This window comes from Pseudomonas sp. A-RE-19 (assembly GCF_019956555.1).
Classification (GTDB): Bacteria; Pseudomonadota; Gammaproteobacteria; order Pseudomonadales; family Pseudomonadaceae; genus Aquipseudomonas.
Map to the genome: position 1 here is coordinate 1 of NZ_JAHBDQ010000017.1, position 17,720 is coordinate 17,720.

The 17,720-nt window shown below is 58.5% G+C and carries 19 protein-coding genes and 1 pseudogene; 10 read left to right on the forward strand and 10 right to left on the reverse strand.

All coding sequences use genetic code 11. From position 1 onward, the window contains the following. Nucleotides 1-84: 84 nt before the first annotated feature. Both KGB14_RS12610 and KGB14_RS12615 read right to left on the reverse strand, forming a co-directional pair. Nucleotides 85-354, reverse strand: a complete 270-nt coding sequence (locus KGB14_RS12610; RefSeq protein WP_223487048.1) for a hypothetical protein — start codon at nucleotides 352-354, stop codon at nucleotides 85-87. Continuing rightward, complete coding sequence (locus tag KGB14_RS12615) at nucleotides 351-593, reverse strand: hypothetical protein (RefSeq protein ID WP_223487050.1); 243 nt, start codon at nucleotides 591-593, stop codon at nucleotides 351-353. Before KGB14_RS12615 ends, KGB14_RS12610 begins: the two co-directional genes overlap by 4 nt. Before the next feature lie 267 nt (nucleotides 594-860). Here KGB14_RS12615 and KGB14_RS12620 point away from each other — a divergent pair, with 267 nt between their 5' ends. Next, on the forward strand, nucleotides 861-1,925 hold the full coding sequence (locus tag KGB14_RS12620) for a hypothetical protein (protein ID WP_223487052.1): 1,065 nt from the start codon (nucleotides 861-863) through the stop codon (nucleotides 1,923-1,925). A 16-nt stretch (nucleotides 1,926-1,941) separates the two neighbouring features. Beyond that, on the forward strand, nucleotides 1,942-2,295 hold the full coding sequence (locus KGB14_RS12625; protein ID WP_223487054.1) for a DUF1428 domain-containing protein: 354 nt from the start codon (nucleotides 1,942-1,944) through the stop codon (nucleotides 2,293-2,295). Nucleotides 2,296-2,309: 14 nt separating this feature from the next. On the opposite strand, the gene KGB14_RS12630 is transcribed toward KGB14_RS12625, so the two are convergent. Continuing rightward, complete coding sequence (locus tag KGB14_RS12630; RefSeq protein WP_007938782.1) at nucleotides 2,310-2,504, reverse strand: hypothetical protein; 195 nt, start codon at nucleotides 2,502-2,504, stop codon at nucleotides 2,310-2,312. 124 nt (nucleotides 2,505-2,628) lie between these two features. Here KGB14_RS12630 and thpR point away from each other — a divergent pair, with 124 nt between their 5' ends. Then, on the forward strand, nucleotides 2,629-3,168 hold the full coding sequence (gene thpR / locus KGB14_RS12635; RefSeq protein ID WP_223487057.1) for an RNA 2',3'-cyclic phosphodiesterase: 540 nt from the start codon (nucleotides 2,629-2,631) through the stop codon (nucleotides 3,166-3,168). Between the two features lie 271 nt (nucleotides 3,169-3,439). Here the strand turns inward: thpR and KGB14_RS12640 are convergent, their stop codons facing one another. From KGB14_RS12640 to KGB14_RS12660, 5 genes are all read right to left on the reverse strand, one after another. Beyond that, nucleotides 3,440-4,537: a polyamine ABC transporter substrate-binding protein gene (locus KGB14_RS12640; RefSeq protein ID WP_223487059.1), complete on the reverse strand. Its 1,098-nt coding sequence runs from the start codon at nucleotides 4,535-4,537 to the stop codon at nucleotides 3,440-3,442. Nucleotides 4,538-4,733: 196 nt separating this feature from the next. Further along, entirely contained in the window at nucleotides 4,734-5,618 is an 885-nt protein-coding gene (locus KGB14_RS12645; protein ID WP_223487061.1) for an ABC transporter permease subunit, read from the reverse strand. After that, on the reverse strand, nucleotides 5,615-6,496 hold the full coding sequence (locus tag KGB14_RS12650) for an ABC transporter permease subunit (protein ID WP_223487257.1): 882 nt from the start codon (nucleotides 6,494-6,496) through the stop codon (nucleotides 5,615-5,617). Before KGB14_RS12650 ends, KGB14_RS12645 begins: the two co-directional genes overlap by 4 nt. 29 nt (nucleotides 6,497-6,525) lie before the next feature. Continuing rightward, nucleotides 6,526-7,668: a polyamine ABC transporter ATP-binding protein gene (gene potA, locus KGB14_RS12655; protein WP_223487063.1), complete on the reverse strand. Its 1,143-nt coding sequence runs from the start codon at nucleotides 7,666-7,668 to the stop codon at nucleotides 6,526-6,528. 350 nt (nucleotides 7,669-8,018) lie between these two features. Beyond that, on the reverse strand, nucleotides 8,019-8,780 hold the full coding sequence (locus KGB14_RS12660) for a gamma-glutamyl-gamma-aminobutyrate hydrolase family protein (RefSeq protein ID WP_223487065.1): 762 nt from the start codon (nucleotides 8,778-8,780) through the stop codon (nucleotides 8,019-8,021). Nucleotides 8,781-9,060: 280 nt separating this feature from the next. Here KGB14_RS12660 and KGB14_RS12665 point away from each other — a divergent pair, with 280 nt between their 5' ends. The 5 genes from KGB14_RS12665 to KGB14_RS12685 all read left to right on the forward strand — a co-directional run bounded on the left by KGB14_RS12665 (nucleotide 9,061) and on the right by KGB14_RS12685 (nucleotide 15,209). Next, nucleotides 9,061-10,437, forward strand: coding sequence for a glutamine synthetase family protein (locus KGB14_RS12665; RefSeq protein WP_050681361.1), 1,377 nt, complete (start codon nucleotides 9,061-9,063; stop codon nucleotides 10,435-10,437). 300 nt (nucleotides 10,438-10,737) lie between these two features. Further along, a complete protein-coding gene (locus KGB14_RS12670; protein WP_223487067.1) occupies nucleotides 10,738-12,228 on the forward strand; it encodes an aldehyde dehydrogenase in 1,491 nt (496 codons plus the stop codon). Nucleotides 12,229-12,280: 52 nt separating this feature from the next. Continuing rightward, a complete protein-coding gene (locus KGB14_RS12675; protein ID WP_223487070.1) occupies nucleotides 12,281-13,564 on the forward strand; it encodes an NAD(P)/FAD-dependent oxidoreductase in 1,284 nt (427 codons plus the stop codon). Nucleotides 13,565-13,868: 304 nt separating this feature from the next. Next, nucleotides 13,869-14,417 carry a cupin domain-containing protein gene (locus KGB14_RS12680; protein ID WP_008068184.1) on the forward strand — a complete coding sequence of 183 codons (549 nt, stop codon included), beginning with the start codon at nucleotides 13,869-13,871 and terminating at the stop codon, nucleotides 14,415-14,417. A gap of 300 nt (nucleotides 14,418-14,717) precedes the next feature. After that, a complete protein-coding gene (locus KGB14_RS12685) occupies nucleotides 14,718-15,209 on the forward strand; it encodes a GNAT family N-acetyltransferase (protein ID WP_223487072.1) in 492 nt (163 codons plus the stop codon). 169 nt (nucleotides 15,210-15,378) lie between these two features. Here the strand turns inward: KGB14_RS12685 and KGB14_RS12690 are convergent. Beyond that, nucleotides 15,379-15,831 (reverse strand): annotated as a pseudogene (locus KGB14_RS12690) (alpha/beta fold hydrolase); the annotation flags it as partial. Between the two features lie 156 nt (nucleotides 15,832-15,987). Between KGB14_RS12690 and KGB14_RS12695 the strand changes: the two are divergent. Continuing rightward, nucleotides 15,988-16,356 carry a hypothetical protein gene (locus KGB14_RS12695; RefSeq protein ID WP_223487076.1) on the forward strand — a complete coding sequence of 123 codons (369 nt, stop codon included), beginning with the start codon at nucleotides 15,988-15,990 and terminating at the stop codon, nucleotides 16,354-16,356. A gap of 85 nt (nucleotides 16,357-16,441) precedes the next feature. Here KGB14_RS12695 and KGB14_RS12700 read toward each other — a convergent pair whose 3' ends face one another. After that, complete coding sequence (locus KGB14_RS12700; protein WP_223487078.1) at nucleotides 16,442-16,726, reverse strand: fructose-bisphosphate aldolase; 285 nt, start codon at nucleotides 16,724-16,726, stop codon at nucleotides 16,442-16,444. A gap of 603 nt (nucleotides 16,727-17,329) precedes the next feature. Between KGB14_RS12700 and KGB14_RS12705 the strand changes: the two genes are divergently transcribed. Next, nucleotides 17,330-17,719 carry a hypothetical protein gene (locus KGB14_RS12705; protein WP_223487080.1) on the forward strand — a complete coding sequence of 130 codons (390 nt, stop codon included), beginning with the start codon at nucleotides 17,330-17,332 and terminating at the stop codon, nucleotides 17,717-17,719. Nucleotide 17,720 lies beyond the last annotated feature (1 nt).

The window sequence follows — 17,720 nt, forward strand, 5'->3', positions numbered from 1 at the left end:
GTGGTGGTGGTGGTGGTCAGCATGGAGGTTTCGGTGGTGGTCCCGGTGGTGGCGGCCCACGCTGACCCGTCATCCGCCAGCGTGTCAGAAGGTGAACGTTTGCGCCGACCGTGACGGATGCTGAGTCATTTCAGTCTCCAGCAGATGCTCGACCAGCACATCATTCAAAAACCGGAACTGATCGTTGAGCCCAACCACTTCATTACTGAAGTGGTTGGCCGCCGCCGGCATCAGCAAGGCTTCGAAGTGCTTGTCGAATACCAGCGCGACTGTTTTGCGAGAGATAACCTGCTGCGAATAGTAGTTGCTGCCGAACACCGGAAAACTCACGGCGAGGCTGACGGAATAAATCATGATTTCGGCTCCTCGGTTTGACCACTCTCCAGCACGAAGCGGGAAAACAGGGTCAGGGTGACGGCTGTCAGGGCCAGGCAGGTCAGGAGATGGATCAACATGGAGCGCCCCTCCGGTGTGGGGTTTGAATGGGGATGAGATTGATCCTGCACCTGGCGGTTTTTTTGCGGAAGGCGTTCGCGGCGATGGTGAATATCGACGTGAATGATGGTGATAACGGAAATCGGGAATCCAGCCATCCATTGTGGCGAGGGAGCTTGCTCCCGTTCGGCTGCGAAGCAGTCGTCAAACAGACGCCGACGTCCTGTCTGAACCACTGCGGTGGCAGTTTTCAGGGCCGCTACGCGCCCCAGCGGGAGCAAGCTCCCTCGCCACAAAAACAACCCGGTCTTTGACGGCGATATCACTCATCAGACGGACGGACCCCGCCCCCGACCTATACTCAAATCAGCATGCTCTTTAGCGTCGAACACTCCGTTCGGCGAAGACTGAAGGACGCCGCGATCTTGAACCTGCGTTCGCTGATCGTCGCTGTGTTGGTGATTCTGGCGGGATGCGCCACGCCCACGCGTGCCCCGGTAATCGTGGTGCCAGTGGTGGTTTCCCAGAGCACCTGGCAGCAAGTGGATCGGGAAATTATCGCCGCTTCGCAGCAGGCCACCGAACAGGCCAGAGTTTACGCCCGTGGATCCATGGAGCACTGGCGCACGCGGGTTTACCAGCAGACCGAAGAAGTCTTCATTCCGTGGTTCAGCAGCTACTGGACCCAGGAATGGATATCGATGAAGGTCAGCTGGTACTCCATCAATGCCGGGGACGAACAGGATGCGGCGGCCAAACGCCTGGCGGCTTATTTGCTGGAGCAATATCGCCAACGCGTGCTGGAACCGGTGGCGGTGGAGATCGCTCCCGACGAGATCCTCGGCCAGGCGACGGCGTTTTACGTGCAGTTGCTGGGTCAGCAACTCGAGGTTATTTCCAAACGTTATGGCGTGCCCATGGCGCAGCTCAACGGCCGTATCCAGAAAATTCCGGCGATTTCACTGGGCCCGCCGCCAGCCCGTGACGCTTCGCTGTATCAGGTGGTGCACACCGAGCAGCTGAGCGCACTGCCGGCTTATCTGGCACTCATCGACAAGATCCACACGGCGGGCGGCGAGAAGGGCATCGCCTCGACTGACGCTGGTATGACGCCGGTGGCCAAGCGTGCCAGCAAGCGCATAGAAGCCGAAATGGCCCCGCGAGGGGCGGCCGGTGCCGTGGCGGCAACCGTAGGGAAGGTGGCTGGGGCGTTGATTTCCGTGGGGGTGGCGGGAGTGCGCGCGATTATTCAGGCCAACGACCGACCCGATAGCGAGGCGCTGATCCGCAGCAGCCTGGGTAACTCGTTCGACAAGGCGTGGCTGAAGTTGGTGGAGAACCCCACCACCGGCGTCATGGCCGGAACGCTGTACATGGCCAGGCAGATCGAAGGCAGCCTGGAGGAGACCGTCGCGCCGTCGGTCGCTCCGGACGCGGGAACTGTCGATTGGAGCCACGCCGATTCGACTATCCAGCGAATCAACCCATAACCCGAGGAGAATGTTCATGGCTTACGTTGATGGCTGCGTCTTTGCAGTACCTACCGCTAACCGCGAAAAATTCAAGCAACACGCAGAATCCGCCGCCGCGATTTTCAAGGAAAACGGCGCGCTCAGCCTCGCCGAATGCTGGGGCAACGATGTCCCCGATGGCAAAGTGACCTCGTTTCCCATGGCGGTAAAACTCAAGGAAGACGAAACCGTGGTGTTTTCCTGGATCATCTGGCCCGACAAGGCCACCCGTGACGCCGGGATGGCGAAACTCATGTCCGATCCGCGAATGCAACCAGACGTCAATCCAATGCCGTTTGACGGCCAACGCATGATTTTTGGCGGTTTCGAAATGATGGTGAAAGCCTGACGGGAGCGGCAGGATCACTCCGGCGTCGGGGTAGTCCTGCAGCTTTTACGGTTACGAATCTCGCTGTCCGACGGCCGCTCTTTGATGAACTCGAAACGCGGCTCGCCTTCGTTGTAATGAACCAGCCAGCCCCATTCCAGCTCGGACTCATCCTGGCCGGGCTTCGGTGGCACGGCCCACCATGGTTCTTTGCTGATGACCTGTCGCATGACCCCCTCCCATCGATTCGGTTGCTTCAACTATAACGCGCATGCCGGCAGGTGCCAGAAATGGACTTGCTGGTGTGGTATCCCTTTGTAAAATCAAACGGTCCCCAGCCTTGAGGTGCCAGACATGAGCGATGAAACCCGTGAGCCGTTCAAGCGGCTGTTCTTCGCCCTGAACTGCGCCCCCGAACAACGTCGGGCCATCGCCCAATGGCGCGCCGCGCTGGGGCTTAACGTCGGGCGCCCGGTGCCGGCGGAAAACTTTCATCTGACACTGCTGTTTCTCGGTACGGTGGGCATGGCGCAGATAGCGGGTGTCTGCAAGGCCGCCGCCAACATCCGAACGCCCGGCGAGCCGTTGACGGTTGTGCTTGATCGACTGGAAGTCTGGCGTCGCTCCGGGGTTTTGCTGCTGGCGCCCTCGCAGGCAGCACCACCGTTGCTGCGGTTGGTGTATGCGCTGGAGCAGGCCATGCTGCCGTTCGGCTTTGAAGACGCCCGCCGGGAATTTCGTCCGCATTTGACCCTGATGCGCGACTACCGGGCGCCGGTCCCCGAATCCGTTACGCCGCCAGAGTTTTTCCTGCGTGCTGACCGCTTCACGCTGTTCGAATCCCATAAAGGCCGGTACCGGGCGCTGGCCGAATGGCCGCTGGTCTCTGCATAAAAAAAGGCGCCCGAGGGCGCCCGAAATTCACCTTGACCGAGGAAGCCAGGTGAGGCCGTTCTTCTTCAGAGGAGTGCAGCGGTGGTAAGGCGCTGCGTGAACGGAAAACAAGAAAGCGGTAATTGATGTTGGATGTGATGGCCTCATCGCGAGCAGGCTCGCTCCCACAGGGGATCGGCGCCATCAACAAATCCGTGCTCCACCACGGACTACTGTGGGAGCGAGCCTGCTCGCGATAGCAATATCAGGTTCAACAGTGATGTCGAGTGAATCACTTACCGAGCTTCACCCGCGTCCAGCCCCGGGTCATCACCCGTTGTGTAGCAATCGGCATGTCAGGAATGGCATACAGCGTCGCCATCACCGCTTGCGGCGGGTAGGAACCCGGGTCGTCGCGGATCGCTTCATCCACCAGTGGCGTGGCCGCCGAGTTGGCGTTGCTGTAGCCGACACTGTTGGTGACTTCGGCGATGATGTCCGGGCGCATCAGAAAGTTCATGAACAGGTAGGCATTGTCGACGTTGGCCGCGTCCCGTGGGATGGCGACCATGTCGTAAAAGCTGCCAGCGCCTTCTTTCGGGATGCTGTATTCGATCTTGACCGTGTCGCCGGCTTCCTTGGCGCGAGCCTTGGCTTGCAGCACGTCGCCTGAATAACCGACGGCGACGCAAATGTTGCCGTTGGCCAGGTCGGAGATGTATTTCGATGAATGGAAGTAAGCCACCGACGGGCGAATCTTCATGAACAACGCTTCGGCTTCAGCGATCTGCGCCTTGTCCCGGGAATTTACCGGGTAGCCCAGATAGTGCAGGGCGGCCGGGAGCATTTCCGTCGGCGAATCCAGGAAACTGATGCCGCAGGCTTTGAGCCTGGCGGCGTTTTCCGGTTTGAACAGCAAGTCCCAGGAGTTCACCGGCGCATCAGTGCCCAGCACTTCCTTGACCTTGGCCGGGTTGTAACCGATGCCGATCGAACCCCACATGTATGGGAAGGCATGGCCATTGTCAGGGTCGCTGGCAGAGGCGTTTTTCAGCAGCACCGGGTTGAGGTTTTTCCAGTTCGGCAGCTTCGATTTGTCCAGCGGCTGATAGACCCCAGCCTTGATCTGCTTGGCCAGGAAACTGTTGGACGGCACCACAATGTCGTAGCCGGACTTTCCGGCTAGCAAGCGTGCCTCAAGGGTTTCGTTACTGTCGAACACATCGTAGGTCACGCGGATACCGGTCTCGCCTTCGAACTTTTTAACGGTGTCCGGGGCGATGTAATCCGACCAGTTGTAGACGCGCAGTACCTTGTCATTGGCCTGGGCACCGGTAGCCATTGCGCCCAATAAGGACAGTGTCAGCAGAGTCCTGCCAAACATTTTCATCGGTACAACTCCATTTTCTTTTTATAGAACACAAAGTCTGTGGCGAGGGGGCAAGCCCTAATGCCGGTTGTAGGAGCGAGCGATGCGGCGATCCGACTTGCCCGCGAAGAACGATGACGCGTAATACCTGAAAAAACGCGGTGCATTCTTCGCAGGCAAGCCTCGCCCCCACAGGTTCTTCGTCTTTACCAAGGCACTAGGCCGTCGCTTCGACTCGTTGGTTTTTCGGTTGCTGCCAGGATTCGCTGGCGGTCTGGTCCATGGCTTCCTGGATCGCTCGTTTGCGCGTGGCTTCGGCCTTTCGGCTGAAGTACCAGACCATGAATGTGACGATCGACACCGCCAACAGAATCAGACTGGCCACGGCATTGATCTCAGGCTTCACGCCCAGACGCACCGCCGAGAACACTTCCATCGGCAGCGTCGTCGAGCCCGGGCCCGAGACGAAACTCGCCAACACCAGGTCATCCAGCGACAGGGCAAACGACATCATGCCGCCGGCCGCCAATGACGGCGCGATCATCGGAATGGTGATCAGAAAAAACACCTTGAGCGGACGCGCGCCGAGGTCCATGGCCGCTTCCTCAATTGACAGGTCCAGCTCACGCAAACGCGCCGAAACCACCACCGCCACATACGCTGCACAGAACGTGGTATGAGCAATCCAGATGGTGATGATGCCGCGCTCCTGCGGCCAGCCGATCAACTGCGCCATGGCCACGAACAGCAGCAACAGCGACAGACCGGTGATCACTTCGGGCATCACCAGTGGCGCCGTCACCAAACCACCGAACAGCGTACGGCCCTTGAAGCGCGTCACGCGGGTCAGCACAAACGCTGCCAAGGTGCCCAACACCACTGCCGCAATCGCGGTGTAGCAGGCGATTTCCAGCGAGCGCACCACCGAGCCCATCAGTTGCGTGTTGTCGAGCAGGCCCACGTACCACTTCACCGACCAGCCGCCCCATACCGTCACCAGTTTCGAGGCGTTGAACGAGTAAATCACCAGAATCAGCATCGGCAGGTAGATAAATGACAGGCCGAAAATCAGCATGAACTTTGAAAATCCGAAGCGTTTCATCCCCGTCCCTCCATCTCTTTGGCCTGGCTGCGGTTGAACAGCAGAATTGGCACAATCAGGATCGCCAGCATCACCACCGCCAGGGCGGATGCCACCGGCCAGTCGCGGTTGTTGAAGAACTCCTGCCACAACACGCGGCCGATCATCAATGTTTCCGGGCCGCCCAACAGTTCCGGAATCACGAACTCACCGACCACCGGAATGAACACCAGCATGCAGCCGGCAATGATCCCGTTCTTGGCCAGCGGCACGGTGATTTTCCAGAAGTTGTTGAAGTTGCTCGAACCCAGGTCCGACGCGGCTTCCAGCAAGCTGTGATCGTGCTTCACCAGGTTGGCGTATAGCGGCAACACCATGAACGGCAGGTAGGCATAGACCACACCGATGTACACCGCGGTGTTGGTATTGAGGATCTCGATCGGCTGCGACGTGAGCCCGGTCCACATCAGGAACGCGTTGAGCAAACCGTTGTTGCTGAGGATGCCCATCCACGCATAGACGCGGATCAGGATCGCAGTCCAGGTCGGCATCATGATCAACAGCAGCAAGACGTTTTGCGCTTCCTTGCTCGCCTTGGTAATTGCGTAGGCCATCGGGAAACCGATCACCAGGCACATCAGCGTGCTTAAAAACGCGACCTTCAACGAACCGAAGTAGGCCGAGATGTACAACTCATCTTCGGTCAGCAACCCGTAGTTGCCGATGTTCAGCAACAGCTGAAATTTCTGTTCGGCGAAGGTGTATATCTCGGAGTAGGGCGGAATGGCCAGGGCCGCTTCCGAGAAGCTGATCTTCATCACCAGGAAGAACGGCAACAGGAAAAACAGGCACAACCACAGGAACGGAATGCCGATGACCAGTTTGCGGCCGCTGGGCACCAGGCGCAGGAATTGCTGATTGAAGGTTCTCATGAGCGCAGTACCACGCCGCTGTCGTCTTCCCACCACACGTAGACCTGATCGTCCCAGGTCGGTCGGGCGCCACGGCGTTCGGCGTTGGCCATGAACGACTGGACGATCTTGCCGCCGGGCAGCTCCACGTAAAACACCGAGTGGCCACCGAGGTAGGCAATGTCATGCACCTTGCCTTCGGACCAGTTGTAACGGGTCTCGGGCTTGAGGGTGCTGACCAGCATTTTTTCCGGGCGGATGGCGTAGGTGATCGACTTGTCCTGCACCGACGTACTCACGCCGTGGCCGACGTAGATCTTCTGTTGCAGATCGGGACTGTGAATGATCGCGTGACCTTCCAGATCCTCGACCACGGTGCCGTCGAAGACGTTCACGTTGCCGATGAACTCGCAGACCATGCGGCTGACCGGCGCTTCATAGATGTCGACCGGGCTGCCGATCTGGGCGATCCAGCCCAGGTGCATGATCGCGATGCGTTCGGCCATGGTCATGGCTTCTTCCTGGTCGTGGGTCACCATCACGCAGGTCACGCCGACGCGCTCGATGATTTGCACCAACTCCAGTTGCATCTGCGAGCGCAGTTTTTTATCCAGCGCGCCCATCGGTTCGTCGAGCAACAGCAGCTTCGGTCGCTTGGCCAAGGAACGAGCGAGGGCGACACGCTGGCGCTGACCACCGGACAACTGATGAGGTTTGCGTTTGGCATATTGGGTCATGTGCACCAGCCGCAGCATCTCTTCGACGCGGGCGTCGATTTCGCTGGCGGGCAAACGGTCCTGCTTGAGGCCGAAGGCGATGTTCTGCGCCACCGTCATGTGCGGGAACAGGGCGTAGGACTGGAACATCATGTTGATCGGCCGTTCGTACGGCGGCATGTCGGTGATGTCGACACCGTCGAGCAGAATCCGCCCTTCGGTCGGGCGCTCGAAGCCCGCCAGCATGCGCAGCAGCGTCGATTTACCCGAGCCGGAACCGCCGAGCAGGGCGAAGATTTCGCCTTGATGGATCTCCAGGGACACATCGTCCACGGCGGTGGTTTCGTCGAATTTCTTGGTGACTCGGTCGACTTTCACCAACACCTTTTTCGGTGCCTGGTGACCTTCAAGAGCCTTCCTGTAGATGCTGGAGGCGTTTGCCATATGAAACTCCCAACAGGTTTCAGTCGTCGGGCCAACGCGGCCTGACTTAAGAGTGGATTGCAACCCGGGCCGGGCGATGCCAACGCGACCCCTGTAGGAGCGAGGCTTGCCCGCGAAGACGGTGTATCAGTCGACATCATCGTTGCCTGACACACCGCCTTCGCGGGCAAGCCTCGCTCCTACAGGGATTTGCGTTTACCCGTACCGGAGGGCTTATTCGGCGCCGCCGTCCTGGCTGCCTGGTCGTACTTGTTGTTATTGCGGTTCATCTATTACGTGAGCGACCGGCGCGCAAAGGCACGCCCGCCAGACTCACGGGGGCAGTTAAATCGTTGAATGCTTTTTTGAAGTCAGCGCGTATTACGCAGCGCCACCCGTTGCCGGCACGCTTGGCCAAACGCCTGGAAAATACTCAAGTAAGGGGGATTCGAAAGCACCTGCCATTCCGGATGCCATTGCACGCCAACAGCAAAGGCCTTGCTATGCTCGACGGAAATCGCCTCGATCAAACCATCCGGCGCGACAGCTTCAGCGCGCAGGCCGGGAGCGAGCCGGTCGATGCCCTGGCTGTGAATCGAATTGACCTGAAACACCTGCGGCAGGTCCAGCGCTTCGAACACGCCGCCCGGTTGCACATTCACCGCATGGGCCGGTGCGTATTGCACGGCCAGGTCCGGGTGATCCGCTTCGCGGTGATCGAGGTAGCCGGGCAGCTCATGCACCTTCTGATGCAGGCTGCCACCGAACGCCACGTTCATTTCCTGAAAGCCCCGGCAGATGCCAAGCACCGGAACACCGGCGGCAATGGCTGCGCGCAATAAGGGCAGGGTGGTGGCGTCCCGCGCCGGATCGTGATCCGTGCCGGGGGCACTGGCCGGGCCTTGATAGTGGAAGGGTTCCACATTCGACGGCGAGCCGGTCAGCAACAGACCGTCGAGCTGCGCGAGCAGGTCATCGATTTCGGTCAGATCGCCTAAGGAAGGAATGACCACTGGCAACCCCAAAGCCGCGACGCTGACAGCACGCAAATACTTGTCGCCGCTGACGTGGTAGGGGTGCAGGCCAATCTGTTTGATGCACGCAGTAACGCCGATCAATGGCTTGAATGCCATTTTTATCACCTCGAAGTTTCACACTTGAACGAGCTTTTCCGGAGCTTAGCCTTGTTGATTTTAATTAACAACTCTCATGTAAAAAATTCTAAACGCCGCACATCCTATCTTCAGGATTTACGCGGTGCGCAAGACTGATATGGCACTCTCGCTCCCAAAAAAGGCCAGAAAATAAAGGTTGAAAGGCCAAGTGTTCGCTATTGACTTCACTTTGCCTTTCGGATTGACTGGGCTCGTGAAAGGGTAGTGAACATAATAATTAACAGCTAATAGGTGCATCATGTCGGTCCCTCTGCGTGCCGTTCAACTCAACGAAGCAAACGCATTCCTTAAGAAATATCCTGAGGTTTTGTACGTCGACCTTCTGATTGCGGATATGAACGGTGTGGTGCGCGGCAAGCGCATCGAGCGCACCAGTCTTCATAAGGTTTACGAGAAAGGCATCAACCTCCCGGCGTCTCTGTTTGCCCTGGACATCAACGGTTCTACGGTGGAAAGCACCGGCCTGGGTCTGGACATCGGCGACTCGGATCGCATCTGCTTTCCCATCCCCAATACCCTCAGCATCGAACCCTGGCAGAAGCGCCCGACCGCGCAGCTGTTAATGACCATGCACGAACTCGAAGGCCAGCCGTTCTTCGCCGACCCGCGCGAAGTCCTGCGTCAAGTGGTGAGCAAGTTCGATGACATGGGCCTGACCATTTGTGCAGCCTTCGAACTCGAGTTCTATCTGATCGACCAGGACAACGTGAACGGTCGTCCGCAATCGCCACGCTCGCCAGTGTCCGGCAAACGTCCGCACTCGACTCAGGTGTATCTGATCGATGATCTGGACGAATACGTCGACTGCCTGCAAGACATCCTCGAAGGCGCGAAAGAGCAGGGCATTCCTGCGGACGCCATCGTCAAGGAAAGCGCCCCGGCGCAATTCGAAGTGAACCTGCATCACGTCTCCGACCCTATAAAGGCCTGCGACTACGCGGTGTTGCTCAAGCGTCTGGTGAAGAACATCGCCTACGACCACGAGATGGACACCACCTTCATGGCCAAGCCGTATCCGGGCCAGGCAGGCAACGGTTTGCACGTGCACATTTCGATTCTCGACAAAGAAGGCAACAACATCTTTGCCAGCGAGGATCCCGAGCAGAACGCCGCACTGCGTCACGCGATCGGCGGTGTGCTCGAGACCCTGCCGGCGCAGATGGCGTTCCTCTGCCCGAACGTCAACTCGTACCGCCGTTTCGGCGCGCAGTTCTACGTACCGAACTCGCCAAGCTGGGGCATCGACAACCGTACCGTGGCAGTGCGCGTGCCCACCGGTTCGGCGGATGCCGTGCGCATCGAGCATCGTGTAGCCGGCGCCGATGCCAACCCGTACCTGCTGATGGCCTCGGTGCTGGCCGGTATTCACCACGGCCTGACCAACGAAATCGAACCGGGCGCCCCGGTGGAAGGCAACAGCTACGAGCAGAACGAGCAAAGCCTGCCAAACAACCTGCGCGATGCCTTGCGTGAGCTGGACGACAGCGAAGTCATGGCGCGCTACATCGACCCGCTGTACATCGACGTGTTCGTGGCGTGCAAGGAAAGCGAGCTGGCCGAGTTCGAAAACTCCATCTCCGACCTTGAGTACAACTGGTATTTGCATACGGTTTGATGGGCCAGGCACCTGTCAATCGAGGATGTGGATATCGGCACCTCTTTGATGACGGGTGAATAACCCCGTAGGAGCTGCCGAAGGCTGCGATCTTTTGATTTTGGCTTTTGACATCCATGAAGCTCCCCGAAGATCAGGATCAAAAGATCGCAGCCTTCGGCAGCTCCTACAGGGGATTTGTATGGTTCATGAAAGCAGCGACAACACCCATCAACTGTGGGAGCGGGATTGCATTTCAAATCTTTAACTGACTGTCCGTCAGTCCAACGACCACCTATTCCTCTGCGTAGAGTCACAACCATGACAAACACTCGCAGCGATTGGGAGCAACGCTTCCAGTCCCTCACACTAGAAGGCCGCGCATTCATCGACGGCCAATATCGCCCGGCACTCAGCGGCGATACCTTCGAATGCATCAGCCCGGTCGACGGCCGCTTCCTGGCGAACATCGCCAGCACCGACGAAGCCGACGCCAATGCCGCCGTGCAGGTTGCACGCCGCACATTCGAATCCGGCATCTGGGCCAAGCTGCCCCCGGCCGAGCGCAAGCGCATCCTGATTCGTTTCGCCGATCTGATTCTGCAACACCAGGAAGAACTGGCGCTGCTCGAAACCCTCGATATGGGCAAACCGATCAGCGACTCGATGAGCATCGACATCCCGGCGACCGCCAATGCGATCCGCTGGAGCGCCGAAGCCATCGACAAAATCTACGACGAAGTCGCCGCCACGCCGCACGATCAATTGGGCCTCATCACCCGCGAACCGGCAGGCGTCGTCGCCGCCATCGTGCCGTGGAATTTCCCGCTGATCATGGCCAGCTGGAAGTTCGCCCCAGCCCTGGCGGCGGGCAACTCGTTCATCCTCAAGCCTTCGGAAAAGTCACCGCTGACGGCGATCCGCATCGCGCAATTGGCCCTCGACGCCGGCATCCCCAAAGGCGTGTTCAACGTCTTGCCAGGCTTCGGTCACACCGTCGGCAAGGCGCTGGCGTTGCACATGGACGTCGACGTGCTGGCCTTCACCGGCTCGACCGCGATTGCCAAGCAACTGCTGATCTACGCCGGTCAAAGCAACATGAAACGCGTCTGGCTCGAAGCGGGGGGGAAGAGCCCGAACGTGGTGTTCGCCGACGCGCCGGATTTGCGCGCGGCAGCACAAGCGGCGGCCGGTGCGATTGCCTTCAATCAGGGCGAAGTCTGCACCGCCGGCTCGCGCTTGCTGGTGGAACGTTCGATCCGCGAGCAGTTCATTCCGCTGCTGGTGGAAGCACTGCAAGCGTGGAAACCGGGGCATGCCCTCGATCCTGAAACCACCGTTGGCGCGGTCGTCGATCAGCGCCAACTGGACAACGTGCTGCGCTACATCCAGGTCGGCAAAGACCAGGGCGCGCAACTGATCGCTGGCGGCAGCCGCACCCTCGAAGCCACCGGTGGCCTGTACGTGGAACCGGCGATTTTCGACGGCGTGACCAACGCCATGACCATCGCCCGGGAAGAAATCTTCGGCCCGGTGCTGTCGCTGATCACCTTCGACACCGCTGAAGAAGCCCTGGCGATTGCCAACGACAGCATCTTCGGTCTGGCCGCCGGTGTCTGGACCAGCAACCTGAGCAAGGCCCACACCTTCGCTCGCGGCTTGCGCGCCGGCAGTGTCTGGGTCAACCAGTACGACGGCGGCGACATGACCGCGCCGTTCGGCGGGTTCAAACAGTCGGGTAACGGTCGGGACAAATCGCTGCACGCGTTCGACAAATACACCGAACTCAAAGCGACCTGGATCAAGCTCTAACACTTTTACAGCGGCGGTGGCCGGCACATGCCGGCGGCCCTCGGAGAAATGTATGAAACAAGCACATGTAAACAGCTACTACGCCGCGACCCGCAATCAGATCGGTGATTACCCGATTCTTGAAGACCTGGTGGAGTGCGACGTCTGTGTGATCGGCGCCGGCTACACCGGCCTGTCCTCGGCGCTGTTCCTCAGCGAAGCGGGCTACAGCGTCACCGTACTGGAAGCCGCCAAAGTCGGCTTTGGTGCCAGCGGTCGCAACGGCGGCCAACTGGTCAACTCCTACAGCCGCGACGTCGATGTGATCGAAGAACGCTACGGCGACAAAACCGCCGAAGTCCTCGGCAGCATGATCTTCGAAGGCGCCGACATCATCCGTTCGCGCATCAAGGAGTACGACATCAAATGCGACTACCGCCCCGGCGGTATCTTCGCAGCGCTGAACAAGAAACAACTCAATGGCCTGGCTGAGCAAAAGAGCAGCTGGGAGCGCTACGGCAACAAAAACCTGAGAATGCTCGACGCGGCTGACATCAAGCGCGAAGTCGGTTGCGACAACTACGTCGGCGGCCTGCTCGACATGCAGGGCGGCCACATCCACCCGCTGAACCTGGCCTTGGGCGAAGCCGCCGCGATCATCAGCCTGGGCGGCAAGATCTACGAACAATCCGCCGCCGTGGACATCACCTACGGCGAACCGATCACCGTGCGCACCGCCAAAGGCGTGGTGCGGGCCAAGTACCTGCTGATCGCCGGCAACGCCTACCTGCCTCAAGACCTCGACAACCGCGTTACGCGCAAAAGCATGCCCTGCGGTTCGCAAATCGTTGTCACCGAGCCGTTGTCCGAAAAAGTCGCCCGCAGCCTGATCACCCACAACTACTGCGTCGAAGACTGCAACTACCTGCTCGACTACTACCGCCTCACCGCCGACAACCGTCTTTTGTACGGCGGCGGCGTGGTCTACGGCGCCCGCGAGCCCGACGACATCGAACAACTGATCAAACCAAAAATCCTCAAAACCTTCCCGCAACTCAAAGACGTGAAAATCGACTACCGCTGGACCGGCAACTTCCTGCTGACCATGTCCCGCATGCCGCAATTCGGCCGCATCGAAAAGAACGCCTACTACATGCAAGGCTACAGTGGCCACGGCGTGACCTGTTCGCACCTGGCCGGCAAACTGATCTCGGAAATGATCCGCGGCGACGCCGAACGCTTCGACGCCTTCGCATCGTTACCGCACATGCCCATGCTCGGCGGCCGCACCTTCCAGGCCCCACTCACCGCCATGGGCGCCGCGTATTACGCACTGCGTGACCGATTCGGTATCTAAGCCAGGCGCAATCCCTGTGGGAGCGGGCTTGCCCGCGATGAGGGCGGTACAGTCAACATTGATGGCGCCTGACACACCGCCATCGCGGGCAAGCCCGCTCCCACAGGTTTCGTACATGGACGGACAACTATCGTTCGCCTATTCGATTTATCTGCCGTTTATCGAACCTGCTGAGCAACACCAACAAACGTGATTTAATAGCCGCCTTTCACGGTTCCGGGACGGGAAACGGCGTAATCCGCGGCCACCAGTCGCCCGCCACCCACCCCCATTACCCCTTAAGTATTCTTCGCATAAGGCTGTCATGGACACGGGCTCACGACTCAAATTAGTACGCGAAAGCTACAAACTGTCCCAGCGCGAGCTGGCCCGGCGTAGCGGCGTCACCAATGCCACCATCTCCCTGATCGAACAGAATCGCGTCAGTCCTTCCGTCAGCTCCCTGAAAAAACTGCTCGAAGGCATCCCCATGTCCTTGGCGGACTTCTTCACCTTCGACCAACCGCCGCGTGAGCACCAATACGTGTTCCGCGCCAATGAACAGCCGGATCTCGGGCGTCATGGGTTACGGTTGTTGCTGATCGGGGCCTCGGTGCCGAGTCGGCAGATGCGGCTGTTGCGCGAGCAGTACGCGCCTGGGGCGAGTTCTGGCGAAGAACCCATCGTGCATGCTGAAGGGGAGGAGTGTGGGCTCGTAACCCGTGGCACGGTTGAATTGACTGTTGATGGGCAGATTAGTGTGTTGAATGCCGGGGATGGGTATTACTTTCCGACGACGCTGCCGCATCGGTTTCGGAATATTGGCCAAGACGAAGCGGAAATCATCAGCGCCAACACCCCGGCTAACTTCTGATACCGATAGCGAACATCAAACCTGTAGCAGCTGCCGTAGGTTGCGTTCGGCTGCGAAGCAGTCGTAAATCCGGGTACTGTTCCTAATCATTCCGCTCCACGATTGACAACCCGGATCATCCAAAACACTATCGGCCCATGACCTACACACGCCACATGAACATGATGTGCACGTCCATGACCGCTTCCGGCGAGCCATGAGGTCATGCGTTCACAGGATTTGACGTAATTACCCAAGGCCCCGCCAGAAATGGACGGGGCTTTTTAGTTCTCCGTCCACCGATGGCTAACGGAGAATGAAATGTTCGAGATTAGACGCGCCACGCACAGCGATGCCCAAACGGCATTCGACATTCGCCTTCAAGCGATACGGCATCAATGCATCGGTGCCTATACCATGGAGCAAATGCTGGTCTGGACGGCAGGAGCAGCCAGGGACGGGTATAGCGACCTGATGGATAAACACTTTTATCTGGGCTGTATTCAGGGTGAGCCGGTGGCGACAGGAATGCTTGATCTGGAGAATTGCGAAATCGGCGCGATCTTTGTCCTCCCGAGTTTTATGCAACAAGGCATCGGCTTGAGAATCCTGAACCACCTGGAATACCTGTCGCGGGAGCTGGGGCTGAAAGAAGTCAAATTGGACGCTACGTTGAACGCAGCTGATTTTTACCGGCGATGCGGTTTCGTCGGTGACGAACGTGCTATTTACCATTCACCTTCCGGGCTTCAGTTGGCTTGTGTGCCTATGGTGAAGGGGCTTTTGCCTTTAACTGGGGAAGCGAGAGGTTAAAAACAGATCATGAAAAACCCGCAGTGATGTGGGTTTTTTGCTTGAAATTTGCTTATGGCTCTTTCCGGGGGATCCGTTCAATCAGTGCTTGAAGGATTCACATTAGTCGCGCAGGTCGCAGTTGTTGATATTCCCGCAACCGGCATAGGCCTACTCGCTAAGCCCCCTGTCACTGCGCAATAAAGTCCCGAATCACTCGAATAGTCTCTGTCGGCGCTTCTTCCATCAACCAATGTCCCGCCCCCGGAATCACCACTTCCGTGACCTTATCCGCAGCATTACGCATCACGATCGCTTCATTGCTGCCAAAGGATTTCTCACCCCCGATGGCCAGCACCGGCATCGTCAGCCGCGTCGCCATCGAAGCCTTGTTGTCCACCTCATCCTGACGAATGCTGCGGAACTGAGCGAAGGCTGCGCGCATGGCACCGGGGCGGGCATAGAGTGAGGCGTAGGGCTGACGGGTTTCTTCATCCACCTTACTTGGATCGCCCGCGAATTCGTTCCAGAACCGGTTCAGATAGATGCGCTCACGACCGGCGACCAGGCGCTCTGCATCCGCCCCGCCAAAGTCGAAGTGCCAAAGCATCGGTGAGCGGACAATGTCGTTCCAGGGCGCTACCCTCGACGAATAGTCAAATCTTTCGCTTTGTTCAAAACGGCACAGCGATTGCGGCCTGACCCCGTACCCGCTCTTTGAGAATATCGCGCATCAATGATGGCATTTTGGGTTTCAGGCGGCTTATGCTGTTTGAAACCACTTCATCAGGGATGAACCATGAAAAAGGCGACACTGGCGCTGGTACTGGCCCTCATGCTTAACGGTTGCGCGACCTCGCACTACACGAGCGGTAGAGACTTTCCATCAGCGAACGTCCCTAGCATTGTCAAAGGAAAAACTACGGCAAACGATCTCAAAGTGCTTTTTGGCGAGCCCTTCGCCAAGAGCCCGGTCAACGAGACTGACGAAAAGTGGGTCTACACCTACGCTAATGGCTCTGCTCATGCTCAGAGCTATGTCGTTACCATGAAAGTTACCACCACAGGTACGCAGAAAACTTTGGACGTGCTGATGCGTAACGATACTGTAATCAACTATACCTTCACTGAAGGGCCTGCTCCTGGCAGCACCACGGCTACAGAATAGTTTCCGAGGTGAATGGGCTGCCAAGTAAGTGATAAAAAACCCGCAACAGTGCGGGTTTTTTACGGCTGAAATATGGTCGCAGGCCTTAAGGCGTATCAAACCCACGCTGCTCAATCACCCGAAACACATCGCTTACATCCTGAACCATGATCCTAGCAATATTGGTGACGGTGTTGATGTCGTGCTCGGCGTAGTCCGGCAGGCTGGTGCAGGCCATGAGGTTGAGGTATTTGAGGACGGCGCTGAGGCGTTCGCTGAGGCAGTTGTGGAGTTCGCGCAGTGGGGCGTCGGCGTCGATGAGGAGGACGGGATGGTCGGTGGCGAAGTGGGACATTGGGGCGTAATGGCGGAGCGGGGTATTCGTACTCATAAGTAAATCTTCCTCGAATCTGTAAGAAGAGCTACTCCCGTTCGCTGCGAAACGAATGGGTGGTAGCTATGTGCGGGTTCGCAGACCGAGGATACGAGGAACCCGGCAGACCCGAAGATCTCCCACACACAGCCACCATAAAACGGAGTACGGGCGCGTTTGTGCGACCGTTGCTGGTTATGGGGTGCAAGGTTACTACACGTATCGTCAGGGCTGCGAAACCCTATCGCTGAATTCGCTCAGTGACAGACCCACTCTAGGCAGCGATTTTGATAGCCGCAACCGGGCTGTAGGACCACGCGCGGTCACTGTGGCGAGGGGGCTTGCCCCCGTTCGGTGGCGCAGCCGCCGCAAAACCGGGCGTTGCGGTGTGTCTGAGGAAACGGGCTAACAGGGTTTGGGGCTGCTTCACTGCCCAGCGGGAGCAAGCTCCCTCGCCACAATCGGTTATTTCCTACGAGATTTTCGGACTTCAAAATCCTCGCCGCGTGTTCATCGAACGATCAGGCGCGGGTTATTCGGTGGTGAGGACGCTTGCTTCCGTTCAGCATCACCACCGTCGTAGACTGAAAGCCAACGGCAAATCAAGGATGGAACGCGCCCATGATCGAAATCGGCAACCGCAACAACGCCCCCACGCCGCAGCACAAAACCCAGGACATCTACCTCTTCCACATCGACCTTTCCCGCCCCGACAAGCCTTTTGGCTTCGAGCAGTCCATCGGTGGCGGTCATTGCAAGCAGGGTGGGGCGGCGTGGTTGGCGCGGTCGGAGCTTGAGGCCTGGCCGGGTGAGTGGCGTCTGCATTTGCAGAAGTCCGGTTGTAGCTGGGTCGCTGAGCTGGTTGAGGGGCATCCGGGTGTCGATCAGGCGACGCTGGTGTCGTTGATTCTCGAACGCCACGCCGAGGGCGCGAAGCCTGTGGGGCGGTGGAAAGCGATTGCAGGGTGGTTCAAGCGCAACATTCATTTCACCGGCCGTTACGGCGTTTAAC